Annotated in this window: 19 protein-coding genes, 1 tRNA gene and 1 pseudogene; 6 read left to right on the forward strand and 15 right to left on the reverse strand. The window is 35.0% G+C overall.

Annotated features, from left to right (window positions below):
• Window positions 1-186: 186 nt before the first annotated feature.
• The gene (locus tag OEV98_RS14585) at window positions 187-1,362 is read right to left on the reverse strand and encodes an MFS transporter (protein WP_263074091.1); all 1,176 of its coding nucleotides are present in this window, start codon (window positions 1,360-1,362) and stop codon (window positions 187-189) included.
• Window positions 1,363-1,599: 237 nt separating this feature from the next.
• Between OEV98_RS14585 and clpB the strand changes: the two are divergent.
• Window positions 1,600-4,206: pseudogene (gene clpB / locus OEV98_RS17795) on the forward strand (ATP-dependent chaperone ClpB).
• 82 nt (window positions 4,207-4,288) lie between these two features.
• Here clpB and OEV98_RS14600 read toward each other — a convergent pair.
• Window positions 4,289-4,684: a VOC family protein gene (locus OEV98_RS14600; protein ID WP_263074093.1), complete on the reverse strand. Its 396-nt coding sequence runs from the start codon at window positions 4,682-4,684 to the stop codon at window positions 4,289-4,291.
• Between the two features lie 23 nt (window positions 4,685-4,707).
• Window positions 4,708-5,640 carry a nucleoside hydrolase gene (locus OEV98_RS14605; protein WP_263074094.1) on the reverse strand — a complete coding sequence of 311 codons (933 nt, stop codon included), beginning with the start codon at window positions 5,638-5,640 and terminating at the stop codon, window positions 4,708-4,710.
• Window positions 5,641-6,048: 408 nt separating this feature from the next.
• Between OEV98_RS14605 and OEV98_RS14610 the strand changes: the two genes are divergently transcribed.
• Window positions 6,049-7,086 (forward strand): PTS transporter subunit IIC, encoded by a 1,038-nt coding sequence (locus tag OEV98_RS14610; protein WP_263074095.1) that lies wholly within the window; start codon window positions 6,049-6,051, stop codon window positions 7,084-7,086.
• 119 nt (window positions 7,087-7,205) lie between these two features.
• On the opposite strand, the gene OEV98_RS14615 is transcribed toward OEV98_RS14610, so the two are convergent.
• The 3 genes from OEV98_RS14615 to OEV98_RS14625 are packed head-to-tail and all read right to left on the reverse strand — an operon-like array spanning window position 7,206 to window position 10,268.
• Window positions 7,206-8,213, reverse strand: a complete 1,008-nt coding sequence (locus OEV98_RS14615; RefSeq protein ID WP_263074096.1) for a tripartite tricarboxylate transporter substrate binding protein — start codon at window positions 8,211-8,213, stop codon at window positions 7,206-7,208.
• A gap of 58 nt (window positions 8,214-8,271) precedes the next feature.
• On the reverse strand, window positions 8,272-9,789 hold the full coding sequence (locus OEV98_RS14620; RefSeq protein WP_263074097.1) for a tripartite tricarboxylate transporter permease: 1,518 nt from the start codon (window positions 9,787-9,789) through the stop codon (window positions 8,272-8,274).
• A gap of 17 nt (window positions 9,790-9,806) precedes the next feature.
• Window positions 9,807-10,268 carry a tripartite tricarboxylate transporter TctB family protein gene (locus tag OEV98_RS14625; protein ID WP_263074098.1) on the reverse strand — a complete coding sequence of 154 codons (462 nt, stop codon included), beginning with the start codon at window positions 10,266-10,268 and terminating at the stop codon, window positions 9,807-9,809.
• Window positions 10,269-11,048: 780 nt separating this feature from the next.
• Between OEV98_RS14625 and OEV98_RS14630 the strand changes: the two genes are divergently transcribed.
• Complete coding sequence (locus OEV98_RS14630) at window positions 11,049-11,642, forward strand: cupin domain-containing protein (RefSeq protein ID WP_263074099.1); 594 nt, start codon at window positions 11,049-11,051, stop codon at window positions 11,640-11,642.
• A 4-nt stretch (window positions 11,643-11,646) separates the two neighbouring features.
• Here OEV98_RS14630 and OEV98_RS14635 read toward each other — a convergent pair whose 3' ends face one another.
• The gene (locus OEV98_RS14635; RefSeq protein ID WP_263074100.1) at window positions 11,647-12,453 is read right to left on the reverse strand and encodes a phosphotransferase family protein; all 807 of its coding nucleotides are present in this window, start codon (window positions 12,451-12,453) and stop codon (window positions 11,647-11,649) included.
• A gap of 622 nt (window positions 12,454-13,075) precedes the next feature.
• Between OEV98_RS14635 and OEV98_RS14640 the strand changes: the two genes are divergently transcribed.
• Together OEV98_RS14640 and OEV98_RS14645 are read left to right on the forward strand one after the other, a co-directional pair.
• Window positions 13,076-14,254 (forward strand): HD-GYP domain-containing protein, encoded by a 1,179-nt coding sequence (locus OEV98_RS14640; protein ID WP_263074101.1) that lies wholly within the window; start codon window positions 13,076-13,078, stop codon window positions 14,252-14,254.
• Between the two features lie 238 nt (window positions 14,255-14,492).
• Window positions 14,493-15,686 (forward strand): peptidase, encoded by a 1,194-nt coding sequence (locus OEV98_RS14645; RefSeq protein ID WP_263074102.1) that lies wholly within the window; start codon window positions 14,493-14,495, stop codon window positions 15,684-15,686.
• Window positions 15,687-15,790: 104 nt separating this feature from the next.
• On the opposite strand, the gene OEV98_RS14650 is transcribed toward OEV98_RS14645, so the two are convergent.
• Window positions 15,791-15,863 (reverse strand) — tRNA-Ala (locus OEV98_RS14650).
• Window positions 15,864-16,013: 150 nt separating this feature from the next.
• Entirely contained in the window at window positions 16,014-16,409 is a 396-nt protein-coding gene (locus OEV98_RS14655; protein WP_263074103.1) for an NUDIX hydrolase, read from the reverse strand.
• Window positions 16,410-16,569: 160 nt separating this feature from the next.
• On the opposite strand from OEV98_RS14655, the gene OEV98_RS14660 reads away from it, so the two are divergent.
• Window positions 16,570-17,538 (forward strand): bile acid:sodium symporter family protein, encoded by a 969-nt coding sequence (locus OEV98_RS14660; protein WP_263074104.1) that lies wholly within the window; start codon window positions 16,570-16,572, stop codon window positions 17,536-17,538.
• A 682-nt stretch (window positions 17,539-18,220) separates the two neighbouring features.
• On the opposite strand, the gene OEV98_RS14665 is transcribed toward OEV98_RS14660, so the two are convergent.
• The 6 genes from OEV98_RS14665 to OEV98_RS14690 form a co-directional block, all read right to left on the reverse strand.
• Window positions 18,221-18,823, reverse strand: coding sequence for a glycerol-3-phosphate acyltransferase (locus OEV98_RS14665; protein ID WP_263074105.1), 603 nt, complete (start codon window positions 18,821-18,823; stop codon window positions 18,221-18,223).
• Window positions 18,820-19,923 carry a glycosyltransferase gene (locus tag OEV98_RS14670; RefSeq protein WP_263074106.1) on the reverse strand — a complete coding sequence of 368 codons (1,104 nt, stop codon included), beginning with the start codon at window positions 19,921-19,923 and terminating at the stop codon, window positions 18,820-18,822. Before OEV98_RS14670 ends, OEV98_RS14665 begins: the two co-directional genes overlap by 4 nt.
• 169 nt (window positions 19,924-20,092) lie before the next feature.
• Window positions 20,093-20,734 (reverse strand): PAQR family membrane homeostasis protein TrhA, encoded by a 642-nt coding sequence (gene trhA / locus OEV98_RS14675; RefSeq protein ID WP_263074107.1) that lies wholly within the window; start codon window positions 20,732-20,734, stop codon window positions 20,093-20,095.
• Between the two features lie 37 nt (window positions 20,735-20,771).
• Window positions 20,772-21,182, reverse strand: coding sequence for a VOC family protein (locus OEV98_RS14680; protein ID WP_263074108.1), 411 nt, complete (start codon window positions 21,180-21,182; stop codon window positions 20,772-20,774).
• A gap of 62 nt (window positions 21,183-21,244) precedes the next feature.
• Window positions 21,245-21,496 (reverse strand): hypothetical protein, encoded by a 252-nt coding sequence (locus tag OEV98_RS14685; protein WP_263074109.1) that lies wholly within the window; start codon window positions 21,494-21,496, stop codon window positions 21,245-21,247.
• Window positions 21,497-21,728: 232 nt separating this feature from the next.
• Complete coding sequence (locus tag OEV98_RS14690; protein WP_263074110.1) at window positions 21,729-22,514, reverse strand: LXG domain-containing protein; 786 nt, start codon at window positions 22,512-22,514, stop codon at window positions 21,729-21,731.
• Window positions 22,515-22,564 lie beyond the last annotated feature (50 nt).

Below are 22,564 nucleotides of genomic sequence, written 5' to 3' on the forward strand. Positions count from 1 at the left end.
ATATACGTAGACTCCTGCGGGAAAAGCATGAGCCGAAGCCCCTGCACGAAGCGTAGCGGAGGAGGAGGCTAAGGCCATGCCCGCGGAAAGCGAAGTATATTTCCGGAGTGAATTTACCTACTTAATTTTTTCGGATTCTCTTACATAAAAATACTTTTGTCCCAGCCTCATCCTTTCATTGTCGTATTACCATTCCTTACGTGCTTTATATCGTTTCGATGGCGTACGGCCCATTTGTATGGATAAAATAGCAGTAATAAAAGATAAAATAATGAATAGTCCGCCAATCATTGGATTCACCTCAATGGAAAGCTGCTCTACTACTATGCCTCCAACAATGGAACCGAAAGCAACTCCTAAATGAAGTGCGGAGTTATTTAAGCTTTGTTGAATTTCGGATGTTTCCGGAGAAGTTTCGATTAAATAACTTTGCATCGCAGGAGAAATTGCCCAGCTTAGTACACCCCAAACAATCGTAATGACTATAAAAATCGGCACTATTCCAAGTGTAAATGGAAGAATGAAAAAGACAATGCTGAATATCGCGAGTGAAAATATAATAGATTTCTTTGAACCATATACATCTGCAAGTGTCCCACCAATTCCACCACCACTTACCGCTGCAAATCCAAAAATTAAATACACAATACTCACCCAACCGCCATGTATACCGGTCATTGTTTCAAGATAAGGTTTAAAATATGCATACAATACCGTATGACCTGCCATATATAAAAACGTTGTTAATAACGCAAAGGTTATTTTCCGATTTTTTAAGCTAGCTAATTGGATACGTAATGGCAATGCTGGCTTCGGCTCCACTTTTTCCATTAAAAGGTGCACACCGACAATGGAAAACACGGTTAATACTGTAATCAAAACAAATGGTGCACGCCAACCGAAACTATTTCCTAAAACTAGCCCGATTGGAACGCCAAGTACAAGTGAAGCACTTACTCCCATAGAAACAATACCGATTGCGCGGCCACGATATTTTTCATCCACTAGCGATGGCGCCATTACTAAACATAAAATAATCAATAATGCTCCACTAAAGGCTAAAATTACTCGTCCAATAAACAATAGAAGATAATTCCCACTTACGATTGTCACTACATCCCCAATGAAAAAAATATACAAGGAAATGAGCGTTAAATGTTTTCTTTCTACTTTTGCAGTCATGATTAATAAAATCGGTGAAGCAACTGCAAATATTAACGCAAAAACGGTAATTAGCTGGCCCGCCTGTGCTAAACTAACATGTAAGTCCTCTGCAATTAAATCAAGAATTCCACTAATAATTAATTCCACCATACCAATTACAAAGGATATAATCATCAAAAAATAAACTCGTTTATCCATTACAATGTTCGTCCTTCCATAAAAACCATTCAAAATCTAATAGTATAATGCAACAATTAGAATTACAAGTGCTAGTAACATTCATTCTCTTCAATGTTTCCATTATGTTATGTATAAAGATTATCTATCCAAACAATGCTAATGCTCATATTCAAGTGATAAAAACTTTACTATTTTAAAAAAATTAGTATATACTACATTATATAAAGGTCAAAAAAGGTCAAAGGAGTTGTGCGTATGGATATTAATCGAATGACCGAACGGTTACAAACGGCATTTTTAAAGGCCCAATCCATTGCCATAAGAGAAGAACATCAAGAAGTAGATGAGGTCCATCTTTATCTTTCCATAATGGAGGAAGAAACTAATTTAGTCACTTCCATTTTAGAAAAATTGAACGTCAATATTGTCGATTTTTCCCAAGAGCTTCAACGATTATTGTTACAAAAGCCACGTGTTTCCGGATCTGGTGTCGAGCAAGGGAAGTTATATGTAACGAATCAATTGCAAAAAATTGTAGCGGAAGCTGAGAAACATATGGCTTCTTTTCAGGATGAATATTTATCTGTGGAGCATATCCTTATTGCATCTATTTCCCTTCCCAGCCCAATTGGAAGCTACTTAAAAACGAAAGGGGTAAATTTACGAAAACTTCTGGAGGCAATTAAAGAAGTAAGAGGAAATCAACGTGTTACTTCAAAGAATCCGGAGACAACCTATAATGCTCTAAAAAAATATGGACGCGATTTAGTTGCAGAAGTACTTGCTGGTAAGGTCGATCCCGTTATTGGCCGTGATAGTGAGATTCGTCAAGTGATACGAATATTATCCCGTAAAACAAAAAATAATCCAGTAATAATTGGTGAACCTGGGGTTGGGAAAACCGCGATAGTAGAAGGATTAGCTCAGCGAATTATACGAAAGGATGTACCGGAAGGATTAAAGGATAAAACAATATTTGCATTAGATATGAGCTCTCTTATTGCGGGGGCAAAATTCCGTGGAGAATTTGAAGAACGATTAAAAGCGGTTTTAAACGAAATTAAAAAAAGTAATGGCAGAATCATTCTTTTTATCGATGAATTACACACCATTGTCGGTGCAGGAAAAAGCGATGGTGCCATGGATGCAGGAAACATTTTAAAACCAATGCTTGCACGTGGCGAATTACATTGTATTGGTGCTACCACTTTAAATGAGCATCGCCAATATATTGAAAAAGATCCGGCACTTGAACGTCGCTTTCAACCAGTACTTGTTCAAGAGCCTACAGTGGAAGATACGATTTCTATTTTGCGTGGTTTAAAAGAACGCTATGAAGTCCACCATGGGGTAAAAATACATGACCGTGCACTTGTGACAGCTGCTATCCTTTCCAATCGTTATATTACCGACCGCTTTTTACCAGATAAAGCAATTGATTTAATGGATGAAGCATGTGCAATGATTCGAACGGAAATTGATTCGATGCCTTTGGAATTAGACGAGGTTACTAGAAAAGTAATGCAGCTTGAAATCGAAGAGGCTGCCCTTGCAAAAGAGCAAGATCTATCAAGTGAAAGAAGACTGCAAACACTTCAAAAGGAATTGGCTGAGCTACGTGATAAAGCGAATGAAATGAAAGCGCGTTGGCAGCTGGAGAAAGAAGGAATTCAAAAGGTTCAAGAGAAACGCGAGCAATTAGAAAAGCTACGTCGTGAACTAGAAAACGCGGAAAATGAATATGATTTAAACAAAGCTGCAGAATTACGGCATGGGAAAATTCCAGCATTGGAAAAGGAATTGCAGCAATTAGAGGATAATGTCAACCAAAAACAAGGAGAACGCTTGCTACGCGAAGAAGTTTCTGAGGAGGAAATAACAGAAATTGTTGCGCGTTGGACTGGTATTCCTGTAACAAAATTAGTAGAAAGTGAACGATAAAAGCTACTCCGTCTGGAAAGTATTTTGCAGGAACGAGTTATTGGTCAGGATGAGGCTGTTAGTCTCGTCTCCGATTCCATTTTACGTGCAAGAGCAGGTATAAAAGATCCAAATCGACCAATCGGATCCTTTATTTTCCTAGGTCCAACTGGTGTTGGGAAAACAGAGCTTGCAAAAGCATTAGCACAGCATTTATTTGACAGTGAAGAACATATCATTCGTATAGACATGTCAGAATATATGGAAAAGCATGCAGTTTCCAGATTAATTGGTGCCCCTCCCGGCTATATTGGCTATGAGGAAGGTGGTCAGCTAACCGAAGTTGTTAGAAGAAAGCCATACTCGGTAATTTTATTTGATGAGATTGAAAAAGCTCATCCGGAAGTATTTAATATATTACTACAGGTGCTAGACGATGGCCGAATCACTGATTCACAAGGAAGAACGATTGATTTTAAAAATTCTGTCATTATTATGACATCCAATATTGGTTCCCATTTCCTATTAGAACAAAAGGAAAATGATAATAATGACATTAATCCAGAAGCTAGAGAACTTGTGATGGGACAATTACGGAGTCATTTTCGTCCAGAGTTTTTAAACCGCATTGATGAAATTATTCTATTTAAGCCATTAAGCATAACTGATATTAAACAAATTGTAACGAAATTAATTAAAGAGCTGCAAAAACGATTAGAGGACCAGCATATTACCCTTTCGATTACGGAAGAAGCGAAGGAATATATTGCACAAAATGGTTTCGATCCAGTGTATGGTGCTAGACCATTGAAGCGATTCATTCAACGTCAATTAGAAACACAATTAGCAAGGAGCATTATTGCCTCTGAAATTTTAGAAAATCAGCATGTATTTATTACAGTAGAAAATGGCAATCTCACCCTTCAAGTAGAAGAAAAATAAGCAAAAAAACGGCACATCATGGAAATACCAATTCCAAATGGGCCGTTTTTTAACATTAATTTGTATAGTAAATATTTTTAACTTATTGTCCTAAGCTCAGCTGCCAAGTTACACCAAATTTATCTGAAATCCAGGCAAACTTTTTACTAAATGGATAGCTATCTAATGGCATCAAAATGGAACCACCTTCAGAAAGCGTCGAATATACTCTGTCTAATTCACTTTCTTTATCGAAAGTAACAAATAATGAAATCGAAGGTGTAAATGAAAAACTATGATGGACAAAACTATCAATACACATAAATTCTTGTCCATTTAACGTGAACACTGCTTGCATGACACTTCCCTCTGGTCCATCTTCGTTTGCACCATAACGGCTGATTTGTTTAAGCTCGGAATTATGAAATACAGAAGTATAAAGATTTATCGCTTCTTCTGCTCTCCCCTCAAACATGAGGAAGGTAGTTATTTTTGTCATTATAAAACACTCCTTAAAAAATTCTAATTATCCTTTAATGTGTTAATAAATAATGATATGAAACGTTCTGCATCTACTGACTCACAGATTTCTACATTTGGCTCTTTATTCCATATATTTCGATAATCACAGATCGTCTGGCCGTATGTTAGTTCCCCACTTGTTTCCACATCTACAAAATACTTCCTCGTTGTAACTAAAGATGGCTCTAAAACAATTCCTACAGTTAATGGATCGTGTAATGCGGAACCATTTTGTCCATATTTTTCGTAGCTAAAGTTCCGATATATTTCCGTACTTGTTAAAACAAAGTCATAATATTTTGTTCCTTGTAATTTCTCAATATCCTCGATGGTTAAAAAGGTTTTCATCGTGACATCTAAGCTCACTAGTTTTATTGGTAGCCCTGAATGGAACACAATTTTTGCCGCTTCCGCATCTGCATAAATATTAAATTCTGCTGTTGGGCTAATATTTCCTTTGCCACCTTCAGAGACGACACCACCCATCACTACTACTTGCTTAATTTTATTTGCTATTTCTGGTTCTTTCCGTACTGCTAACGCTAAATTCGTTAATGGGCCAACCATAATTAATGTTAACTCACCCGTATGTTTCCGAGCTTGCTGAATAATATAATCCGGTGCAAAACTATCAGGGCATTCTGTTGAAACAGTCAGATTGACTAATGCACCACCTAGCCCATCATCCCCATGAACAGCAAACTCATGCAAAGATTCTCTAATAAGCGGTCGGTTAGCTCCTCTATATACTGGAATATCATTTCTATCTGCTAGTTTTAATACTTTTTTCGTATTTTTCACTACATAATCAAGTGGAACATTTCCATTCACCGTTGTAATCCCTAAAATATTTAGTTGTTTGCTTTCGATTGCTAATAAAATCGCTAGTGCATCATCAATACCAGTATCTACATCTAAAATTACTTTCTCCACGCTAACTCCTCCTAGAAGATGATAAATAGTTTTTCAGTGATATGTAAGGAAAAACATGTATAAAACTATTGTAACTGTTAGTAAAAGAAAATGTAATATATTGTGATAATTCTATATCATTTTCATTGGAATTATTGTTAAACCTCTTTCAAAATGATACACACTTTTCCTGTTAGCAAAATGACTGTTATCGTAATAGAGAAAACTAATAGCAAGATCACGATTACTTAATCACTTGTTAAAATTACCGATATTTCGGATTGATTGAATTCTTCTATATTTTATCCAATTAAACCATTAAATCACTAACTTACTTAAACGCGTTAAAGCGAAAAAATATTTTTGTTGACTTCCCTTATTATGTCACATATAATAATTTGAAAACTTAGTAGAATGGGGATTATTAGAATGAAGGAATTTTTCAGTAAATTATTAAACGGCATGAGTATTGGGATTGTTGTTTCATTAGTACCAAACGCATTGTTAGGTGAATTAATGAAGGTGTTGATTCCCCATTTCCCTGCTTTTCAACATGTATTAGATATTACCGTATTTGTCATGAGCTTATTACCTGTTTTAATTGGCGTAATGGTTGGGATTTCCTTTCAATTAACACCGATTCAGACGGCTAGTATTGGGATTGCAGCAATGGTTGGAAGTGGTGCGGTTGTTAAAACAGCGGAAGGATTATTCACACTTAATGGCATTGGCACTGTAATTAACACAGGATTTACAGCCGCCATCGCAGTATTGTTCGTTAAATTCATCGGGAATCGTCTTAAGGCATATTCGATTCTTCTTATTCCAACATTAAGTATTTTAATTCCTGGAATGGTTGGCTACACGATTTTACCATATGTTCAGCGTACCACTAACTTGCTTGGAGTAGCGATCGATCATGTTACTACTCTACAACCAGTGATCATGGGTGCGATAATTGCAATAATTTTCTGTTTACTTATCCTTTCCCCATTTTCGACGGTTGGTGTTGCTACAGTCATCATGCTTTCAGGTGTTGGTTCTGGTGCAGCTAATTTAGGAATTGTTGCTGCAGGCGTTGGCCTTGCTATTGCTAGCTACAAGGCGAACTCACTTGGTACAGCATTAGCACATGTGTTAGGTTCACCAAAAATTCAAATGAAAAACTTTATAATGAAACCAAAGATTGCTATTCCAATGATCATCACCGCTGCTTTTCTTGGAGCTTTAGCTGGGCTTTTAAATATACAAGGGACGCCGTATAGCGCTGGATTTGGTTTATCTGGTTTAGTTGGGCCATTAAATTATATTAATTTAGCAGACGGCGGATGGTCGTTCGGTAATATTACAATCATGATTGGTAGCTTTTTCCTTTTACCGTTTATTTTCAATATCGCACTTATTTATGTATTTTCAAGGAAACTAAAAATGATTAAATCTGAAGATTATAAATTGGAATTCGATTAATAGGTAACTTTCCTCTAAAGGAAATAGGCTAGTTATTAAGTCCGAATATATTCATTCGTTCCATAAATAACTAGCCTATATTCTATTTACATTATGAACTAGCTTTATAGGAAAAGCATTTATTTCCGAATGCCCGTATTTTCACCTAAAGTCATGTACCAATCGGTTTCCGCTTCTACCTCCTCGGCAAAATCCGTTGCATTTAAATAAGCTGGTTGCAAAAATATTTTTTCTAATTGATTAATAAATTCCGCATCGTCTTGCATTTTTGCAATGGTTTTATCCCATTTTCTTACTATTTCATCTGGAGTATCTTTAGGTAATGATATACCAGTCCACCATTTTACGGTTAATCCGTCAAAGCCTAATTCTTCCGTTGTTGGTACATCTGGATAAAGTGGACTCCGTTCGTTTCCTTGCACAGCCAAAACCTTCAGCTTACCTGCTTCTACAAGGGAATACACCTCTCCAGCATTATGAACAGCTAATATAACATGCCCTCCAGCAACCTTTGCACCAGAATCACTTGCACCTTCACTTGATACCATTTTCGTCTGTTTATAGTCTACTCCAATATAATCTAGCCATTCTGCGACACCAAAACTAGAAAAACCTGCTGGACCTACACTTGCCCAAGTTAACTCCGCTGGATTCTCCTTCACCCAATTAGAAAAATCCTTTAAATTATCCCATGGTGCATCCGCACGTACTGCATAAACAAGTGGTGATTCCGCTACCCGGGCTGCTAATTTATGATCCTTTGTTGTTAATACTGGATTGGTTGTACCTGCTTCATACATAGTAGTAGAAGAATTATTGTTCATAAGAACGGTATAGCCATCTGCTTTCGCTTCCTTTAAAGCATACTGGGCTCCAACAATTCCGCCACCACCAGTTTTATTTACTACAACAATTGGCTGACCCCATTCCTTACTTATATAATCTGCTACAGCACGGGCTGTTAAATCAACACCACCACCAGCTGCAAATGGAACAACTAATTCAATTTGTCTATCAGGATAATTTTCCGCCGAGTTTTTATTAGTGGAATTCGTACTAGCACAGCCCACTAAAAAGATGGAAATAAGTAATAGATTAACGAATAGTATTCGTACATACTTTCTCATAATGAATTCTCCTCTATGTTCATTTTGCCTTCCATTTTTCATTTCGTAAATGAATGCTTTAGGAAAGATCTTGGTTCTCTCCTGTTTCTTGGATTATTCTTTTCTTTGTCCGCTTCATTAAAATAAGTGAAACAACCAATACTGCTGCAGAAATTATTAGGAGGGTTAGTGAAATTGGTCGCTCGACAAATATCAATAGATTTCCTGCAGAAATTTCTAAGGATTGAATAAAAGAGGTTTCCATTTTTGGTCCTAATACGAGACAAAGGATTAACGGAATAATCGGCCAATTAAATTTATGAAATAAGTAGCCTAAAACACCGAAAAGGATCGCTACAAAACAATCGAACATACTATTTCTCACCGAGTAGGCTCCTAATATACTTATCATTAAAATAACAGGTCCTAAAATACCAAATGGTACTTCCGTCAATTTTGCCCATAAACCGACAAGTGGTAAATTTAAGACTAATAGAATAATGTTTCCGATAAACATACTTGCAATGACGGTCCATACAAACTCACCATGCTGTTCGAATAAAACTGGTCCTGGTGTTAAACCATAAATCATGAAGGCAGCAAGTAAAACTGCTAATGGTGGTGAGGAAGGAATTCCTAACGATAATAGTGGAATAAACCCACCAGAGCTTGTTGCATTATTAGCAGATTCTGGTCCTGCTACACCTTCGATTGCCCCATTACCAAACTTTTCTGGATGCTTCGATACTTTCTTTTCCATGTCATAAGAAAGAAAAGAAGTAATAGTGGCAGAAAAACCTGGCAATATTCCTAGAAAAAATCCTAATAAACTACCTCGTAATATCGGCAATTTGCTATCCTTCATATCCTGTCTTGTTGGAAAAACCTTTTTAATTTTCTCCTGTTTAATCCTCTTTCGATTTTCTTCCATTCCTTTTAATACTTCGGTGACAGCAAAGAGCCCGATAATAATACTGATCATTTCAATACCACCAGATAATACGGTTATTCCGTATTCAAATCTTGGTACACCTGATGACAGTCCTATTCCAACAAAAGAGAGTAAAAAACCAAAAGCTCCCATAATAAGTGATTTAATAAACGAATATCCAGAAATGTTGAACAGTATTAATAGTGCCATAAGCATTAACACAAAATATTCGGGCGGACCAAATTTTAATGCTTGATCTGCAAGTATTGGTGCAAACAAAACTAATCCAATCAATCCAAGAATCCCAGCGATAAAAGAACCGATAGCAGCAATTCCGAGAGCTGCTCCCCCCCTTCCCTGCTTAGCGAGTGGATAACCGTCTAATGTTGCTGGGACGGATGATGACTCACCGGGAATGTTCATGAGAATCGCTGTTGTCGATCCCCCGTACATCGCTCCGTAATATATCCCTGCCATCATAATTATTCCTTGTGATGGATCAAGAATTGTTGTTAATGGCAATAGAATTGCAATCGCCGAAGTTGGTCCAAGTCCTGGAAGAACACCAACAAGCGTTCCAAGCAATGAACCAATAATAACAATCATTAAATTGAAAGGGGTTAGAACTTCCGCAATTCCACTAAGCAAATAAATAATTGAATCCATTAAATATATCTCCCCCTTTAAAAATGAAAATACCCACTAGGTAATGGTGTTTTTAGCAGAACGATAAACAAATAATACAAACCAGCTGTAAATAGAGCAGCAGTAAAAGCTGAAAACACCAGCCGATATTTGCCAATTAATTGCATTAAACAAATAATCGCCAAAAAGGTACTTATCAAATAGCCGACATACTCCATTACATAGCAGTACAGTAATAGAACAATGATGGTGAATATCATGCTGTATTTCACTTTTCCTTTTGGCAATGGCTGATTATCATTAGAATTACCCTTACTAAACAGAAGAAAAACCCCTGCAATAATTAGGAGGATGCCAATTAACCCTGGAAAAGCATGATCACCAGTTAATAAATTCATACCATATGGATATAGCTTTCTCGCTTCAACTACTGACAGCATTCCAATCAATATCGTAACTATCGCACCACTCTTATGGACACATTTCAATAGTAATTTCATCTACTCCCACCTTTCTTTTCCGCATGAAAAAGACTGTTTTCTTCAGCATCGTATATCGTTTATGAGATAAGAGAAATTGTAAACTTGTCGAATCGCACAAAAACAGCTTATAAATAAAGGAGCCAATTATTTTTAAGAAAATTTTGTCTCGCCAATTGAATTATAGATACACTATGATTTGGAGCCTTCCGCAAACGCCTATATATTTCTATTCAACCTACGGAAAATTGGGCACACTGATTTGAGAAAAAAACAGAAAAAAATTTTTGTGAAAAAAATGTTCCATTATAGACATCACGAATGGTATAAACGTTTAAGTGGGTAGGTGAAGGAAATGAGGGATTATTAGCTACAATGAATATCCAACATTTACATATACATGTAATATAGGACGATTTGTTCATTAACCTTTTTATATGGAGCAATCGATACGAATTTCAAATAAGAGGAATGTTTAGTTTCTTGCAACATTATGTTTGCCAATTCAGGATTTACACTCCACCTTATATACTGACTAGTTTCTAATATAACTTAATGAGAGATAAGTAATTTTTTTAACATGTGGTAGATAAAGAGAATTTCACATTTCCGCATTCATTTTCGTCTAAAGAATGAGGGAGCTTATAAGGGTTTATTTGGATCAATAGTATCCAATTCCCGTCATCCTTTTTTCCTACAGAGCATAAATAAAAGCACCATTAAAATATAACTATCATATTGTACATAGAGTTTTTGCTTTTGAATTACGGTGATTTATAAAAAGGGGAAAGGGGTTTTTAAATGGTTTCCTATATGGATTATACGTTACCATCTACACGATTCTTTTTTGATGTGAATAAAAGTACATTCGTAAAAAAAGATAATAACAACTTAATTAATGTGCTAGGAATTAGTCAATTAAATACATTAGAAAATGTCTCCTTACTTGATATTTATTTAAGCAAGGGGAATGTAATTGAGCCCCATTATCATCAAAATGCTGCAGAGCTTGTATATTGTATTTCAGGGGCTGCGAATATTTCTTTATTAAATCCGTTTACAAGGAAAATATTAAGCTATTCCGTCACACCTGGGCAAGTTGTAAATATACCACTAGGCTGGTGGCATTATGAAATAGCTACGGTTGACCATACACACTTGCTTGCGATTTTTGACGCACCAACACCTGAAGTGATATTAGGTTCGGATTTGTTAAAATTAACACCTCCGAGCATTATCGCACACACATATTCAATAAATGAAAATCAATGGAAAAATACGATTGCACCTGTAGAGGCGCCATTACTCATTGGACCAAAGAGGAATAAAAAGGAAAGATACAGACAAAACCACCAGCCAAGCTACCCAGCTTATTATTATCCACCATTTCAATAACTAGTTAAATTTTTGCTAAACGTTGCTGAATAAGTGTATGTAATTCTTTCTTTTCCAGTGCTGGAATATTTTCTGTCAATCGAGCAGCTGCTACCGGTAGCATCCATTTATCGATTAATTCTTTTGCAAATGGTAGTAGCTGATGATATGCTTTCATGTAACTTTGACTTAAATAATAGCGGTATATTTTTTGTAGTTTGTATTGAATAGGTGAAATATTTTGATTAAAGCCACCGTATCGCAAAATTAACATAGTCCGTACCACGTCTGCCATTTGATTGCCAATCGTAGCATCTATCCAATCAATGATATATGGCCCCTCATTAGATATTAAAACATTATCGGGATGAAAATCACCATGACATAAAACATTCCCCTTCGGTAAAATATTTAATTCATGAATGATTTTCTTTTTTTCATTTGCGGTTAATGTTTCCGCTTTCTTTATCTTCTTAATTAATGATTGCTTTTGCGCTGGAAGCTCTAGCCCCGTTTTACTATGAATTTCTGCATGTAGCTTTGCCAATGTCTTCATTTGTTTATTAGCCATCCATGCGTTCTCCAAAATCAATTTCGTTAAAGGAACACCTATGATTCTTTCATAAATGATCGCATTCCTTCCATCGAGATTTTGATCTCCATATACTTTTGGAACTGGTAAACCCGATTCTAACACTTTCTTACTAATAGTGAGTTCTCTTGTAAAGGCATCTTGAGGAATATGTGCATGAAAAATTTTAGCCACAAAATTTTCCTTAAAGGAAATTACGTGTGCTGTATTCCCAACCCCTATTACATTTTCACTTATCAATGAGAGTCAACTCCTTTCCTATGTGTCTAAAATTTTTTATTTCCACTAATACTTCTTTTAACCATTATCCATTAGAAAAATAAATGATTCCTACCGATTGATAGGTAAATATGAGTCCTTATTCATATTTTATCATAATATTCTCAATAAAAGGTGAATTAGGAAGAAAAAAATGAGTGGATAATATAAAAATTTCCAAGGACAATTTGATAGCATTACTATTTTTGCAAAATGAAATTGTTTTTTGCTGAAATAATTATGCTATAAGGATGTCTGTAAACCATTAGATCGAAAAAGTTCCTTTTATAATAAAAGAAGAAACGTTAATTATTGTCATTAATTACCAAATTCGTTTATTTACAGTTATGTCAAGATAACTTATACTATTACTGCAAATAATATTTTGATTTTCATAGATTCGAAATCCATTAAAATAGCGCGGAATTAATTTGATTAATCTATTAATTGTTTTACATATTACTGGATATTAATACAGTTATCGATAGATTAATTAGTTCAATTCGGCCATTTTTCATGTTTCGTTTCACTGTTTTTACTATAGCAAAATAATAACTTTACTATATGGAGATAAGTTGTATAATATTTATGAAAGGAAGAAAACATGAAAAAAACACTTCAAGATTCATTATTATATGAAGAAAAGCAAGCTACCATATGGTTTTTATGGTTATTTAATACTTTATTTTTTGTATATGATATTTTTTATTCCTACTTTTTCCCACGATTACCATGGGGAATGGATATTGCCGTTTCTGATATATCAGTTTTAAATTATGTATTGTATATTGCAATTATTGCACTTTTACCTATTTCCATCTATTTAATTAAAACAAACAGACCAGAAAATATTAAATATATTTATTTTCTTACGTATATGATTCTAAATATATTGGATGATATTTGGATTTACGTGTTAAATGATGTTCCATATAGTAGTGGAAATATTATTGAGATTGTCTTAGTATTATTTTCTCCTATTTTTACAAATAAACGATTTTTCTATTTAGTTTCATTTGGAACGATGGGCAAATATATTCTTATTGGTCTTTTAACAAAAGATCCAGTGGTTATTTTCCCTTTACTTATCGTAATCGTGTTATCGATTATCGCTAGCATTCTTCTCCATCGTTTCCTCAGTTATGTGGAAGCTGTGAAAATGTCGTTTGATCATCAAATCGAAAGTATTGTAAAAGGGATTATCGGAACGCTCGAGCTTAAGGATCCATATACTCGAGGTCATAGTGAACGTGTTGCAGAATATGCCTATTTATTGGCAGAAGCTACAGGAAACTTTAAAAAAAATGAATTAAAATCATTTTATTATGCTTGTCTTTTACATGATATTGGAAAAGTAAATATACCTGACTCCATTTTAACGAAGCCTGGTAAATTAACCGATGAAGAGTTCGCATTGATTAAAACACATCCTGTCGTTGGTGCAAAAGCTGTAAAAGATGTGGATGGAATTGCGGAAAATATCGATGTTATTTATCATCATCATGAGCGTTGGGATGGTAAAGGTTACCCAGATGGTTTAATTGGTGAGGAAACACCTCTCGTATCTAGAATTACTGCTATTGCAGATGCTTTTGATGCAATGACCTCCTCTCGTTCTTATCGTGCAGCGATGTCATTAGATGAAGCCTATAAACGAATTCTTGATGGAAAAGGAACACAATTCGACCCTAAATTAGTGGATATATTTAAAGTAGTATACCCTTCATGGGTCGAAGTTCATAATAATTACACGAGTAAATTGTTCCATGAAACTAGCCATTAAAGGGAGGTGAAACAAATGAAAATCCGTAAACTAAAAAAAATCAAAGTAACATGCTGGTGGTGCTTCTTCTACCCACAAGGTCAATAATCGTCGTGGATGCTATTTTTAATAGCATCCTATTTTTCTTTCATTTTTCTTTAGTTTAAATTATTAAGATGTACTTACTGCTTTTTGCTCAGAATATTTAGTCTCAGCCAACTACGAACAGTTTTATTTATAAATGGTGGTGTATCCAATAATGAATATTACATTAGAATCTCATCTGAAGCTTTCCCCTCTTTCCATCCGTCAAGAGAAAAAGCATTATATCGTGGAAGATAGTCTATCTGGTGAATTTTATGAAATGCCAAAAATTTGTATCGATGCAATAGAAATGATACAAGAGGGTCAATCTTTAGGAGAAGTTGAACGTTTCCTACTAATGAGCTATCCAGAAGAAGATGTTGACTTATTATCCTTTGCAGAGCAAATAATCGATTTCGGGTTAGTAACAGAAGTTGATGGAGAAGTAATGACTGTTTTAAAAAAACATGGCAAATCAGATGGGTTTACATGGATTCCCGCTAAACTCGGACACCTCTTTTTTAACAAAATTACGAATAAACTATATATTGCTATATTTATTGTCAATATCCTATTAATTATTCGGAATCCACATCTATTCCCTAGTTATAAAGCTATCTTTTTATTCGATTCTATGGTGTTTAACGTCCTTGCTTTTACACTCATTACATTATTACTTATTTTTATTCATGAATTTGGACATGTATTCGCCATTCGCTCGTATCATTTACCCGCACAATTAAATATTGGCCACCGTCTATTTTTAGTAGTTTTCGAAACGGATTTAACTACTGCCTGGAGGCTCCAATCAAAGGAGCGAAACATTTTATTTTTTGCAGGTATTTGCTTTGAACAGCTCATTGTTTTTATCGCTTTATGCTTAAAGCTATTTGTACCTGAAGGAAATACATTGTTTATCGGGATTCTTAACATCATCATTTTTGATATTGTCGTGAAACTCATATATCAATGCTGTTTCTATATGAAAACAGATATCTATTATTTCATTGAAAATATAACCGGCAGCTATAATTTAATGGAAAATAGCAAACAGTTATTACGGAAATGGCTTCCGTTTATAAAAGCGGATAAATCAACGACTACCTTTACTGAGGAACGGAAGTTTGTTCATATGTATAGTGGCTTTTATGTATTTGGGTTCATCCTCACTATTGCATTGTTTGGATTGTATTTCATACCACAAGCAATTTTTATGTATTCAAGGACCTTTACTAATCTATTTCATCCTTCAAGTACAGCATATTTCTGGGATGCAATCATCATTGTCGTGCAAACGGTTCTGTTAATCGGAATGTTATTTTATTCGATACAAAAAAATCGGCGGGAAGATATTGGAATCGGGGAATAGTTTCTAACCTTGATTTTATAAACTATCAAGTTCCCCATATGAACTTCTTAAAGATGGGTACAAAAAAAGTAAGGAAGGTAAATATCCCTTCCTTACTTTTTTAATGGAGCCTAGCGGGATCGAACCGCTGACCTCCTGCGTGCAAAGCAGGCGCTCTCCCAGCTGAGCTAAGGCCCCGTATATAATTTCCAGTATTCAATAAATTGTTTTCATTTACTAGTACAAAAATAATATAATCCTTCTCCCTATTTGCTGTCAATATTTTTATGGGAAATTTTTCTCCTGTTTATTTTGTGTAAACTAAATAACTGCATTAGTTTTCCACGGTTATTTCAATAGTTCATTTATTACTGCTACCATTTCCTCTGGCTTCAAGTCAATGAATAACAATTGGTCTTTGTGTACCCATTGCGGAATGTACATTCCTCGCTCACGTCTTTCATCAGTAAATTCCTCTCCACGTCCGGTTCCAAATGTTCCACCAGTAATTTCAGCCAAGAAAAAATATTGGTTTCCTTGATTTGACATGGTAGCAACCTTCTTGCCAATTGTTACATCTAAACCAAGTTCCTCTAACGCCTCTCGTTTTGCCGCCGCTTCTGGAGTTTCTCCTACTTCTATCCCGCCACCTGGAAAAACATAATATACATTCCCCTCCCTTATTCGTTTAATAAGCGCAATTTGCTTGTCTTTAATAAGGATAACAGAGCTTCTATTTCTCATTTTTTCCTCCTTCTCGTTTTGATATTTAGATAGAATGGTTTTTATCACTAGTTTAAGTGTTTGTAAATTATAACATAATACGTACTTTTGGCAAATTTTTCTGGATAATTGTTATTTTCATTTTATAATAGCTATATAGTGAAATAAAGAAGGGATAAATATGTTACAAAAAATCAACCGAACGTTAGAAAAGTGGATGCCATTAATTACCCCTACTGGCGTTCTATTAGGTATTATTTTTTCTGTTTATTTAGAGGATCTTTCCTCTTTAGTACCCTGGCTATTCGCGTTTATGACATTTGAAGGAAGTTTAACGATGAACTTTCAAGCGATGAAAGGGGCAGTACTCCATCCATTTCCAGTATTTACTTTATTAATCTTTCTTCATTTTATTATGCCCTTATGGGCGTGGGGTGTTGGACACCTTGCCTTTTTTGGGGATGGATTAACGATCACTGGTATTATTCTTGGAATGGTCATTCCTACCGGTATCACTAGCTTTATTTGGGTATCGATGAAGCATGGGAATTCTGCTTTAACACTTGCGATTATTTTACTTGATTCTTTGCTTTCTCCCTTTGTTGTCCCTTTTAGTTTGTCGATGTTTGTTGGGCAAACAGTAGAATTAGATGTTGCCAACATGATGATTGGACTAGTATTTATGATAGTCCTCCCATCCATTGTAGCAATGCTTCTAAATCAAGTAACAAAGGGAAAGGCAACAAAGGTGTGGAAGCCAAGATTATCACCGATATCGAAACTTTGTCTCGGTATTGTAGTTATGCTAAATGGTGCAACGGTTGCTCCGTATTTTAAGCATTTTAACGGGAAACTTTTATTCATTATTGTAATTGTCTTCTTTATCGCATGCAGTGGATATTTCTTTGCATATTTGTTAGCAAAGGGCTTGAAGTTTGATGAAGGAACGACAATTGCTTCTGTCTTTATTGGAGGAATGAGAAATATAAGTGCAGGAGCAGTAATGGCGATAGCTTATTTCCCTTCTGCGGTCGTATTACCGGTAGTAGTTGGGATGCTTTTCCAGCAATCGCTTGCTTCCATTTACGGTTCATTTTTAAATAAGGTTTTAAAGCGAAATGTCGGAAGTTCCAAAAGTGTAAGTGCATAATGAAAAAACGTTTGGATTTTTTAGCCAAACGTTTTTTCGTTTTTATGTATAGATATATTACGATTTAAATTCTTAACTGGCAATGTTTTTCAAATGAAATTATCACGGGCTACTTAATCTAAAGGGAAAATAGTTGTTTTTATGAATAAGTTTTTCATCCAATATATATACAACTCAAGAAAAATACATCCCCTATATTGCTAATAGAAGATGTATATTACTAATTTTCTATATATGAATGAAGTCTTTTTTTAGGAGAATAATTATGAAACCCCCTGTTATGGAGCCGAGTGACAAAACCCCAAATATTAGTACATATACGATATCTGCTAATCCTTTCATTCCAACCCCTGGAAAAAGCCATGCTTTTACTAAAGCAACAACTGTACAAATTCCAAAAAGTAAAGCCGGAATCCATTTTACCCTTCTTGGAACTACTTTAAAAAATAGAAACGGAAGAGCCAACCCGAATAGAAAACAAACGATAAAATACATCTTCGCATACTTCCCTTCCTTTTGAAAATCTAATTCCTTTACCATTAGACGTATGGGAAAGGCAGGATGTTGCACAACATATCCCCTATTTTTTCTGTCGTATTGCTTCCATCATCTAGATCAAATTCCCATTCGATCTAACACTATTCATGCTTGCAAATATTGTTTATCCGTTGAACATTCTTTTCTAACTGTTTTGTGAAGTACTTGCAAATAGCGATTGCTTATTTTTATAAATAAGAATTAGTAAATTACCGAACCAAATCCAGAAAATAAAATTAGGATAATTGCCATAAATGAAAAACAGAACGAGTAAAAGCATACCAATTACAGTATTTCTTCCGTCCTCTTCACTTGTTAAGCTTTTTCTTCTTTTCATTAATTGAAGAAGAAGCGATAGTAATGCGAGGATTATTGCATAGGCAAGAGCTCCCCGCCAATCGGTTAATGCACTCCATACACCAAAGCTCACTGCAAGACTTTTCCCTCCGTTACATTTTAAAAATGGGGAAAACGCATGTCCAAAGATTGGAGCTAGCGCCAATGGGATAAGCTGGTAATTCGTTAAATTTGTAGCAGATAATATAAAGAAAAGTGGTATATATCCTTTAAGGAAATCAAGTACTACCCCTAGTAATCCAAATTTATAGCCAGCAGATTTCCAAAGATTTGCTGCCCCTGGATTACCATCACCGATTGTGCGAATATTTTTATGAATCATTAGCCCAACCCAATAAGAGAACATAAGGGAACCACAAAAGAAACAAAGAACCGTAAGCAGGATTATCATCGTTTACTCCTCCCTACGCTTACATATCGTCCTTTCCAAATAACCTTTTTCCGAACAATTGATTGATATGCGGAATACAAATAGGCTAGCAGGAAATAAACCATTGATATAATCGGGAAAAACGGAAGGATGATTCCGAAATTACCAATGGATTGATTAATAAAATAAATTTGGATAACATATAATACATATCCAATAACGAGAGGTAGAAACCAAGTTGTATGAATAAAGAGGAAAAACGATGTAGATAAAATAATGCCGAGAAACCAGAAAATGATTGGAATTAATGTTAATTTGCTTACGACAGATGTACCTTGAACCGCACCTTTTGAAAATCCTTCCCATTGACTTTTTAAGCCATTAGGATACATACGAAAGGATATTAATTTTACTCCTAAATAATTGGATACACGAATACCCGCTTTTTGGAAAACTACTCCTAAATTTAAGTCATCGAGCATTTCTGCTTTGATGCTTTCATGTCCCCCAATGGTTTCATAATCTTCTCTAGTCGTAATAATACATGGTCCATATAAACCTTTTCTTTTATTATATTGTTCAAACCGAGAGATAAATACGAAGGCGCCTAATAGATTAAAAATCATCGCAAGCTTTTCATAAAGCTTTTTCATTTGGTGGTATGGAACAATCGAAATTACTCCACCTTGAAGTATTTGTTCGTTTATTAACGATAACAATGCTTCCTTTTCTAAATGAATATCTGCATCAAGGAAAATGAGAACGTCTCCAGTTGATTGTTGATATCCATTCCAGATTGCCCAATTTTTTCCTGTCCATCCTTCTGGAAGATCAGTAGCCTGCAGTACAATTACGCCATAGCTTTCTGCAATTTCTTTTGTTCTATCGATGGAGTGATCATCGACAACAATAATTTCATCTGGCTGTAATAGTTGCCTTTTCAAAGATTCTAATAAAATAGGAAGATTTTTTTCTTCATTTCTAGCAGGAATAATGACAGATATTTTCCCGGAACGTTGTTTTCTACTTTCATAAATTACTGGGATTGTCTTTCTACGAAATAACAGTATTCCGGATAATAGACCACAAATGACAATGATAACTGGTATAAGTATCACCATTTCACATCCCTTAATGGATAGTATTTTCTTCTATAATATTCCGTATCTTGCGAATCATATAATTAATTTATTATTTCTCTTTTAATTTTATACATATTCTAGCTTTTACAGCAAAATAAAAAGCTGCTTATAAAAAATTCTTAAGCAGCTTAAAAGGAAACTATTTATTTTAGGGCAACACATAAAATAAAATGCAGAAAAAGTGAGCGGTAGTACCGGCGATAACGAATAGATGCCAAATCATATGGTGGTATTTAAAGCCACGCCACACATAAAATACTGCACCAATAGTATAAAATATACCCCCTAATACGAGGAGAACAATACCGTTAATACTTAAATTATCAATAATTTGACTCCAGCCTATACAGACCATCCACCCCATTACGACATAAAGTATTGTGGAGGTAAAAATATATTTTTTTACAAAAAAGGATTTAAAAACAATTCCACCTATTGCCAGTCCCCAAACAATACCAAACAATGTCCAGCCTAATGCCCCTTTAATTAAAAAGAACGTTATTGGTGTATAGGTGCCAGCGATAAATAAATAGATTGACGAATGGTCGAAGATTTCAAATAAATCCTTTGCCTTGCCATGTGGGAGTGCATGAACGAGAGTGGAAGCCATGTATAAAATAAACATTGTGGAGCCAAAAATAGTGAAACTTACGACATGCCATGCCGATCCGTAAAGGGATGCATAAACAATTAAAATTACTAAGCCTGCAAGACTTAACATTGCACCAATACCATGGGTAATGGCGTTTGCTATTTCCTCGCCCTTTGAAAACGTATGTGTATTTGCCAATAATATCATCCTCTATTTCTATTTAAATTACTAAAATTTACTCATTTGGAGCTACTAGCTCGACTTTTATTCTATCAGGATCCTCAAAAAACACTGCATAATGATGTTTCCCACCAGCGAATGGATGGTTATCGGCATAGAGAATTGGAATCCTTTTTTCTTTTAATTGCGCCGTCAGTTGATCGACATGTTCTCGAGAGCTTGCGTAAAATGCCAAATGATTAAGTCCTGTACGGCGCCTATGGTACGGAACATCCAAATAGCGTGCTTCTGTTTCTACAAAAACAATATAGGAATCTGCTAATTTCCAGCTTCTCCCTTTCTCCCATTGTTGAAAAAGGATATATCCTAGCTCCTCAAGTAGCCATCCCCAAAACGCTGTTGATTTATTAATATCAGATACATTTATTTCGATATGATGGATTAAACCGCGAATATTCTCTCCCATTATTTCTCCTAAATATATATTGTATTTTCTGAAGTTAATATAAACTCCGACAAATTATTTTATTAGTTATCCGATAAGCTGATTCCATATTCTGCTTCTATTTTTTTGTATATCTCTTTTAATTTCGGCTTTTTCGCAATGATGCTACGTACATTATACGATAGATTGATCACTTCACTATTTTGCTGATTCTCTGGTAAACCTTTTTCAAAGCGATACGTATCAAGCAAAGTAGAATCTAATAATTTTAATATCGCATATTGTGTTTTCACTGCTTGTAATAGTAATTCTTCGTTTTCATTTCTTGCGCGCATGTTTGCTTTTCTCCTTTGATGGGATTGAGTCAGCCGCTCGGTTAATAAATATTGCCTTCACCATTGGAGACAATAACACTGAAAGGGAGGTTTACCCGTATATCCTATTGTACTACATTTTTTGGTGCTTTAATAATATTTAACATATATAGTGGATGACATCCTGAATTTCTTATTTACATAGTTGGATAAAAATGATAAAAACAACAAAAAAGATTGCTTTTGCAGCAACCTAGTCATTTCGTAATTGAAAATCATCATCATTTGGATAAATATGTAGTTGGTTTTCATTTTTCGATACTTGTTGCTCTGTCTTATATTCCATATACTCCTGGTGCTGGTCTCGCATCTGTTCCTGAAATTGATAGCTATCACTATTTTTATAAATTTTTTCATCAAAATGAATGGGGTTACTAGAACCAGCATAGGTGCTGGCCTGAATTATGGAAGAAAAGAGGCTGATTAAATAGTCTTCTGTTCGTTGTATCGATTGGTATTCAGAAGTTAGCTGCTGATCTAGATAAATAACTGCACTTATTGTATCCTCCCTTTCCTTATCTGCCTTAGCTAATAAATCTTCCATTGGGATTGTATTGTATATTTTTAACGGTAAAATGTCATGAATTTCGTGAAAAATTTGTTGTAATTCTACCTTCTGGTTATCGATTATTTCATTGGACCGTTGATAGGATTGAGTTAATTCAGATTCTAAAAATGACACATGTACGATTGTGTTTTCACTTAAATTAAGTTGTTGGAGAGAAGCTTCTATACCTTGAAAAAATGCTATTTTTTCTTCAATTAAGCGTAGCCATGCATCTACTACATCAATATTTGCAACGTAAAATTGTTTAATGGCATCCGCTCCTTTCCCCTGTAGCTCGTTTTCTAATTGGGTAAAACTTAGAATTGTATTGCGTAAATGAAACATTTCCGCTTGTAATTGCTTGTATTGTTGGGCACGGCTGCCCATTGCGGATAGTAAAGAATTCGTTTCTAAAATTTGAAAGTTCTCCATGTCCATAGCCCTTTCTTTATATATTTCTACTCTAGATTGGATAGCACACA

Origin of the sequence: Perspicuibacillus lycopersici (assembly GCF_025660475.1) — a bacterium.
In the GTDB taxonomy this organism is placed as follows: Bacteria; Bacillota; Bacilli; order Bacillales; family Caldibacillaceae; genus Perspicuibacillus; species Perspicuibacillus lycopersici.